Origin of the sequence: Devosia sp., from assembly GCF_036563435.1 — a bacterium.
Lineage (GTDB): Bacteria > Pseudomonadota > Alphaproteobacteria > Rhizobiales > Devosiaceae > Devosia.
This window is the reverse complement of sequence record NZ_DATCMJ010000013.1, coordinates 65,331-72,126: the sequence shown is the minus strand read 5'-3', so window position 1 is coordinate 72,126 and position 6,796 is coordinate 65,331. Positions and strand designations below refer to the sequence as shown.

At 62.7% G+C, this 6,796-nt stretch carries 3 protein-coding genes and 1 other annotated feature; all 3 genes read left to right on the top strand.

The window, feature by feature from the left end; translation table 11 throughout:
* Positions 1-328 precede the first annotated feature (328 nt).
* Positions 329-385, top strand: a sequence feature (sul1 is cis-regulatory element that is thought to sense ions involved in sulfur or methionine metabolism; They are found in Alphaproteobacteria).
* 58 nt (positions 386-443) lie between these two features.
* The 3 genes from VIL88_RS08150 to VIL88_RS08140 all read left to right on the top strand — a co-directional run bounded on the left by VIL88_RS08150 (position 444) and on the right by VIL88_RS08140 (position 6,596).
* Complete coding sequence (locus VIL88_RS08150) at positions 444-1,925, top strand: SulP family inorganic anion transporter (protein WP_331987630.1); 1,482 nt, start codon at positions 444-446, stop codon at positions 1,923-1,925.
* A 328-nt stretch (positions 1,926-2,253) separates the two neighbouring features.
* Positions 2,254-5,709, top strand: a complete 3,456-nt coding sequence (dnaE, locus tag VIL88_RS08145; protein WP_331987629.1) for a DNA polymerase III subunit alpha — start codon at positions 2,254-2,256, stop codon at positions 5,707-5,709.
* A gap of 110 nt (positions 5,710-5,819) precedes the next feature.
* A complete protein-coding gene (locus tag VIL88_RS08140; protein WP_331987626.1) occupies positions 5,820-6,596 on the top strand; it encodes an NYN domain-containing protein in 777 nt (258 codons plus the stop codon).
* Positions 6,597-6,796 lie beyond the last annotated feature (200 nt).

Genomic DNA, 6,796 nt, shown 5'->3' with positions numbered 1-6,796 from the left:
TAGGCGACACCCAGAGGCTAAGAGCGAGGGTGACACACACCAGCATCGCTGGCGTGCAGAAAGTCACCACTCTCTACAGCAAGGGGTAAGCCCCTCAACTTTGCTAGCACCGCCTATTTCGACCTCTAGCGTCAAACCAAGATCGACGAGCGCTCACCAATTAGCCTCTGTAAACGACTGCTGACAGGAACATCGAGTTCGGATCTCAACGGCCGGGAATGGGGTCGCAAGCGGTCACCCGAACAGTTCCGCTGCTCGCGGCCTCAGCTGTAGTCTATTCGTCGGCGATTGCGGAACTCGGCATTTTGCGGCATTAGAGGCCCCGTTCGTCGGACTCGGGCTTTGACCCGGGTGGCTTCTCCGGGCGCCTATCCCTCGGCAACCAACTTCTTGCCTCCCGTTGATGTGCAGTGCTGCGCGGGACGCCTGTTGGATTTCTCCTCATGTTCAATCTCGACCAATACCGCCACGAGTGGTTCGGTAACATTCGCGGCGACGCGCTATCCGGCCTTGTCGTTGCCCTGGCCCTTGTTCCCGAGGCCATCGCCTTTTCCATCATTGCCGGTGTTGATCCCAAGGTGGGGCTCTATGCCTCGGTGGTGATCGCCATCGTCATCGCCTTCGTCGGCGGTCGTCCCGCCATGATCTCGGCCGCCACCGCCGCCACAGCCGTCCTGATGGGCACGCTGGTACGCGAGCACGGTCTGCAATACCTGCTTGCGGCAACGCTTCTTGCCGGCGTCATCCAGCTTGGTGCCGGCTGGCTCAACCTCCACCAGGTGATGCGCTTCGTCTCCAAGTCGGTGATGACCGGCTTCGTCAATGCGCTGGCCATCCTGATCTTCATGGCCCAGCTGCCCGAGCTGATGGGCGTGCCGTGGATGACCTATCCAATGGTCGCGCTGGCGCTTCTGATCATCTACCTGTTCCCGCGCCTCACCACGCTGGTGCCGTCGCCGCTGGTGGCCATCATCGTCCTCACCATCATCGCCTGGTTCGCCCAACTCGATGTCCATACCGTCGGGCAGATGGGCGAATTGCCGCGCGCCTTGCCTCACCTTTTGATTCCGCAGGTGCCGCTAAACCTCGACACCCTCATGATCATCCTGCCCTATGCGGTGGGCGTGGCCGCGGTGGGTCTCCTCGAGTCGCTGATGACGGCGCAGATCGTCGACGAGGCGACCGACACGACGAGCGACAAGCGGCAGGAAAGCTTCGGGCAAGGCATTGCCAACATCGCCTCGGGCTTTTTCGGCGGCATGGCGGGCTGCGCCATGATCGGCCAGTCGGGCATCAACGTCGCCTCGGGCGGGCGCGGGCGTCTTTCGACCTTTCTGGCGGGTGCCTATCTCCTGGTGCTGATGGTGGTGCTGGGCGATCTCCTGCGCATCATCCCAATGCCAGCCCTGGTCGCCATCATGATCATGGTATCGATCGGCACCTTCGACTGGCGCTCGCTCCTCAACCTGCGCACCCATCCGCGCTCATCGTCCTTCGTTATGCTGGCAACTGTCGCCTTCGTGGTCGGCACGCATAACCTCGCCCTCGGCGTCCTAGTGGGCGTGCTCCTCTCCGGCGTGTTCTTTGCCTGGAAGATCGCGCAGATCGTCGAGGTGACCACCGAACTCTCGCCGGACGGCAAGCAGCGGATCTACCACATCAGCGGCCAGCTGTTCTTCGCCTCCGCCGAATCGTTCATCAACAGCTTCGACTTCGCGGACCCCGCCGAGCAGGTGGTGATCGACCTCACCCACGCCCACATCTGGGATATTTCCAGCGTCGCCAGCCTGGACAAGGCCGTGTTCAAGTTCCGCAAGCTGGGCAAGCAGGTAACCGTGCAGGGCCTCAACGAAGCCAGTGCCACCATCGTTGACGACCTCGGCCAGCACCACAAGCACGACGCCGAAATCCTTCTCGGCCACTAAGGCCAGCGCGGGCGGGGCACGGCTCCGCCCGCAGCAACGGCTTTTCAACCTTTCCTAACACTTCGCTAACCATGGAAAGGCAATCCCCGCTGTTCCCGCTGATTGCCCTCGACGAGAACAAACGACGAACTTATAAGAACATTATAGCAACACGGGAGATGCAGATGCTTTCTTTTATCAAGGACTTCGCCGCCTTTGTCACGCTGGGTGCCTTCACCGTCGGCTCGCTCACATGGATGGATATCGTAGCCCGACTCGTGTGACCGTCGCTGTGGATTGTCGCGGCAGTGATTTGAGGATCGCCGCCCGCGGGTGATAGAGGGTGCTCATGAACGGTCCCGGCTTTATCCATCTTCACGTCCATTCCGCCTATTCGCTGCTGGAAGGCGCGCTGCAGCTGGAGACCATGCTCAAGCTCGCCGCGGCGGACAATCAGCCCGCGCTGGGCATAGCCGACACCGGCAACCTGTTCGGTGCGCTCGAATTCTCTGAAAAGGCCAGCAAGAAGGGCATTCAGCCGCTGGTGGGCGTGGAACTCGCCATCGATTTCGCTGCCGCCGAGGAGCGGGTCAGCGAACGCGGCCACGTCGCCTGGGCCGGCAAATCCAGCGTCGTCCTCATGGCGCAGACGGAGGAGGGATTCGCCAACCTCTCCCGCCTTGTCTCTCAGAGCTATATCGAAGGTGACGGCGGCACGGCGCGCGCCCAGCTCGACTGGCTATCGCGCGAGCGGCTCGAGGGCCTGATCTGCCTCAGCGGCGGACCGGAAGGCGCCATCGACATGGCCTTCGCCCAGGGGCAGGACGCCAATGCCATCCGCCGGCTCGACCGGCTGGCCGACCTCTTCGACGACCGCTTCTATATCGAGCTGCAGCGCCATGGCCGCCCGCAGGAGCTCAGCGTCGAGCCGCGCCTCGTCGACTACGCCTATCGCAAGGGTATTCCGCTGGTTGCCACCAACGAACCCTTCTTCAAGTCGGTCAAGGAGTTCGAGGCGCATGACGCGCTCCTGGCGATTGCCGGTGGCACTGTTCTCGCCCAGACCGAGCGTCGCAAGCTCAACGACCAGTATTATTTCAAGTCGCGCGAGGAGATGGTCGAGCTCTTCGCCGATCTGCCCGAAGCGCTCGATTCCACCGTCGAGATCGCCCAGCGCATCTCCTACCGGCCGCAGACGCGCAAGCCGATCCTGCCCAAATTCGCCGCTGCGCCGGACCTCAGCGATGAGGATGCCGTGGCCGCCGAAGCCGCCGCCCTCCGCGCCATGGCAGAGGACGGGTTGCGCATGCGGCTCGAAACCGTGGGTACCGCTCCGGGCAAGACGGAGCAGGACTATTGGGAACGGCTCGAATTCGAGCTCAACATCATCCAGTCGATGAAGTTCCCGGGCTATTTCCTGATCGTGGCGGACTTTATCCGTTGGTCGAAATCGCAGGGTATTCCCGTGGGTCCCGGCCGTGGCTCGGGCGCCGGCTCGCTCGTCGCCTTTGCCACCACCATCACCGACCTCGACCCGCTGGCCTATAACCTCCTCTTCGAACGCTTCCTCAATCCGGAACGCGTGTCGATGCCCGACTTCGATATCGACTTCTGCCAGGATCGCCGCGAAGAGGTGATCCGCTACGTGCAGGGAAAGTACGGCTTCGAGCAGGTCTCCCAGATCATCACCTTCGGAACGCTGCAGGCGCGCGCCGTGCTGCGCGACGTCGGCCGCGTGCTGCAGATGCCGTATGGGCAGGTGGACCGCATCTGCAAGCTCGTACCCGCCAATCCGGCCGATCCCTGGTCGATCGAGCGCACCATGAACGAGGTTCCTGCCTTCAAGCAGATGGCAGAGGACGACGAAACGGTGGCCGACCTCATCGCCATCGCCAGGAACCTCGAGGGCCTGTTCCGTCACGCCTCCACCCACGCCGCCGGCATCATCATCGGTGACCGCCCGCTGCAGGATCTGGCGCCGCTTTATCGCGACCCGCGCTCGGACATGCCGGTCTGCCAATACAACATGAAGTGGAGCGAGGCGGCGGGGCTCGTGAAGTTCGACTTCCTCGGCCTCAAGACGCTGACCACGATTCAGTACGCAGTCAACATGGTCAATCTCGACGGCGGCTCGTTCCGCATCGAGGATATCTCCATCAACGACAAGCCCACCTATGACCTTTATGCCCGGGGCGACACGTTCGGCGTGTTCCAGGTGGAAGGCGCCGGCATGCGGCGCGCGCTGGTCGAAATGAAGCCCGACCGCTTCGAGGACATCATCGCCCTTGTGGCGCTCTATCGTCCCGGTCCGATGGACAATATCCCCACCTTCAACGCCCGCAAGCACGGCACCGAGGACGTGGAATATCCCCATCCCGACCTCGCCAAGGTGCTCGACGAGACCTATGGCATCATCGTCTACCAGGAGCAGGTCATGCAGATCGCCCAGCTCCTGTCGGGCTATTCGTTGGGCGAAGCCGACATGCTGCGCCGCGCCATGGGCAAGAAGATCAAGGCCGAGATGGACGCCCAGCGCGTCCGCTTCCAGGACGGCGCCATCAAGCACGGGCTGAAAAAGGCGCAGGCCGACACGATCTTCGACCTCCTGGCCAAGTTCGCCAATTACGGCTTCAACAAGTCGCACGCCGCGACCTATGCGCTGGTGAGCTACCAGACCGCCTATCTCAAGGCGCATCACCCGCACGAATTCCTTGCGGCCTCGATGACGCTCGATATGGGCAATACCGACAAGCTGGCCGAATTCCGTAGCGAGGCCAAGCGCCACAAGATCGAGCTCGTGGCGCCCTGCGTCAACAAGTCGGAAGTGGTGTTTTCGGTCAAGGACAAGCGCATCCTCTACGGTCTCTGTGCCGTCAAGGGCGTCGGCCGCCAGGTCGCCGAGCACATTGTCGAGGCGCGCGGCAACATGCCGTTCAAGGACCTCGGCGATTTCGCCCGTCGCGTCGACCCGCGCATCCTTTCCAAGCGCACGCTGGAAACGCTGGTCAACGCCGGTGCCTTCGACGAGCTGGTGCCGCGCCGCGAAGTCGCCTTTGCCGCGATAGAGGCGGTTCTGGGCATGGCGCAGTCGCTGACGCATGAGCGCAATGAAGGCCAGTGGAACATGTTCGACGCCGGTGAGCCCGAGCCCTTGCGCTTGCCGGCCGGTGTTCCCGCCTGGTCCACTACCGAGCGCGCCGACCGCGAACTCTCCGCCATCGGTTTCCACCTCTCGGCCCATCCGCTGGATGCCTATGCCGACCTGTTCGAGAAACTGCGTGTGCAGCGCTGGAGCGATTTCGAGCGCGCGGTCAAGGACGGCGCTTCTGCCGGGCGCCTCGCCGGCACGATCGGCAGCCGCCAGGATCGCCGCACCAAGAAGGGCACGCCGATGATGATCCTGACGCTCTCCGATCAGAGCGGATCGTTCGAGATCATCGCCTTTTCCGAGCAGATCAACGAGTTCGGCGCCATCCTGCAGCCCGGCAAATCGGTGATCCTCCAGGTCGGTGCCGACGAACGCGCCGATGGCGTCAGCCTCAGGCTCCTGTCAGCCCAGCCGCTCGACGGCATCGAGGACAAGATCGACCGCCGCCTTACCATCTTTGCCGCCGACACCAAGGCTTTGGGCTCGATCAGCGCCCAGCTCAAGCGGGGCGGGGAGGGGAGCGTCAACTTCGTCGTCATCCGCGACGGCGGCGCCCGTGAATACGAAATCGAACTCCCCGGTAGCTACCGCCTCACCGCCGAAATCGCCGGCGGCATCAAGGCCCTGGATGGCGTGACGGATGTGCGGCTGCATTGAAGCTTTCGCTTCATCATTTGCACACCACGCCTGAAAGTAACGAGTACCGCCAGTAGCGGCGGCTCAACGCCTCCACAATATTGCTGTCTATCGCAATGGAGGGGGTCGCGATGGCTGGCACGCATCTGAAGAAACTGGCTGTCCTTATTGACGCGCAGAACGTTCGTCATGCCTTGGCTGACGAAATCTGCCGCCAGGTTGACGCCTTGGGTTCGAGCACTGTCCGTTGGGTTTACGCGGACTGGAGTGCGCCGGACATTTCCGGCTGGAAGGCCTGCCTGCACCGCCTCGCGCTGCGACCCATGCAGCAGTTCAATCATGTCGCCGGCAAGGACGTTGCTGATACCGCGCTGATCATAGACGCCATGGACCTGCTGCATTCCGGCCGTCACGATGGCTTCTGCATCGTCTCCAGCGACAGCGATTTCGCGGCTCTTGCAGTGCGGATCAGGCAAGGCGGAGCCAAGGTCTATGGTATGGGAGAGCAGAAAGCGCCACAAACCTTTGCCGAGGCGTGCGACCGGTTCATCGTGCTGGGGGCAAACCTCGCCCATCCGAAGCCCGCCCAACCGGTCAACAAGCCGATCAGGCAGCCCGTCGTTTCTGCAACGAAATCGACAAAGTCCGTAAGCTTGCCGTCCAAAGCGCCGCTGAGTGCAGCGGATCTCCGCCTGCTGCAGGAGGCGATCGAAGTTGGAGTAAGCAAGCAGGGCGGATGGGCCGATGTTGCCGTTGTTGGCAGCTGGCTTGCTGAGCAGAAATTCGACATTCGAAAGCACGCGGCAAGCCTGTCCAAGCTGCTGCGGGTTTGTGGCATCGCCGAGTTGGATGAGACTGGAGCAGACGGCGCCAAGCGCCTGAGGGTCCGTCTGCGTATCGCTGCATAAGCACGGGGGAGGCGAGCCCGAAGCCCATCCTCCCTCGCATTTCGGGGCTTTCACCCTGGGCCCCGCGAACGGGCGCGGGTCTATGCTCCGACAATGCACAAGGGGGTAGGGCCGGTTCCCTAACAGCGGCGTGAAGTTGGCCTACTCCAACCACGACGTCATTCCCGCGCAGGCGGGAATCCATTCTTCCTCCCACACCG

Excerpts from the sequence above, each read along its gene's own strand:
- VIL88_RS08140 (WP_331987626.1), top strand. The coding sequence starts at position 5,820 with ATGGCTGGCACGCATCTGAAGAAACTGGCTGTCCTTATTGACGCGCAG.
- dnaE (WP_331987629.1), top strand. The coding sequence starts at position 2,254 with ATGAACGGTCCCGGCTTTATCCATCTTCACGTCCATTCCGCCTATTCG.
- VIL88_RS08150 (WP_331987630.1), top strand. The coding sequence starts at position 444 with ATGTTCAATCTCGACCAATACCGCCACGAGTGGTTCGGTAACATTCGC.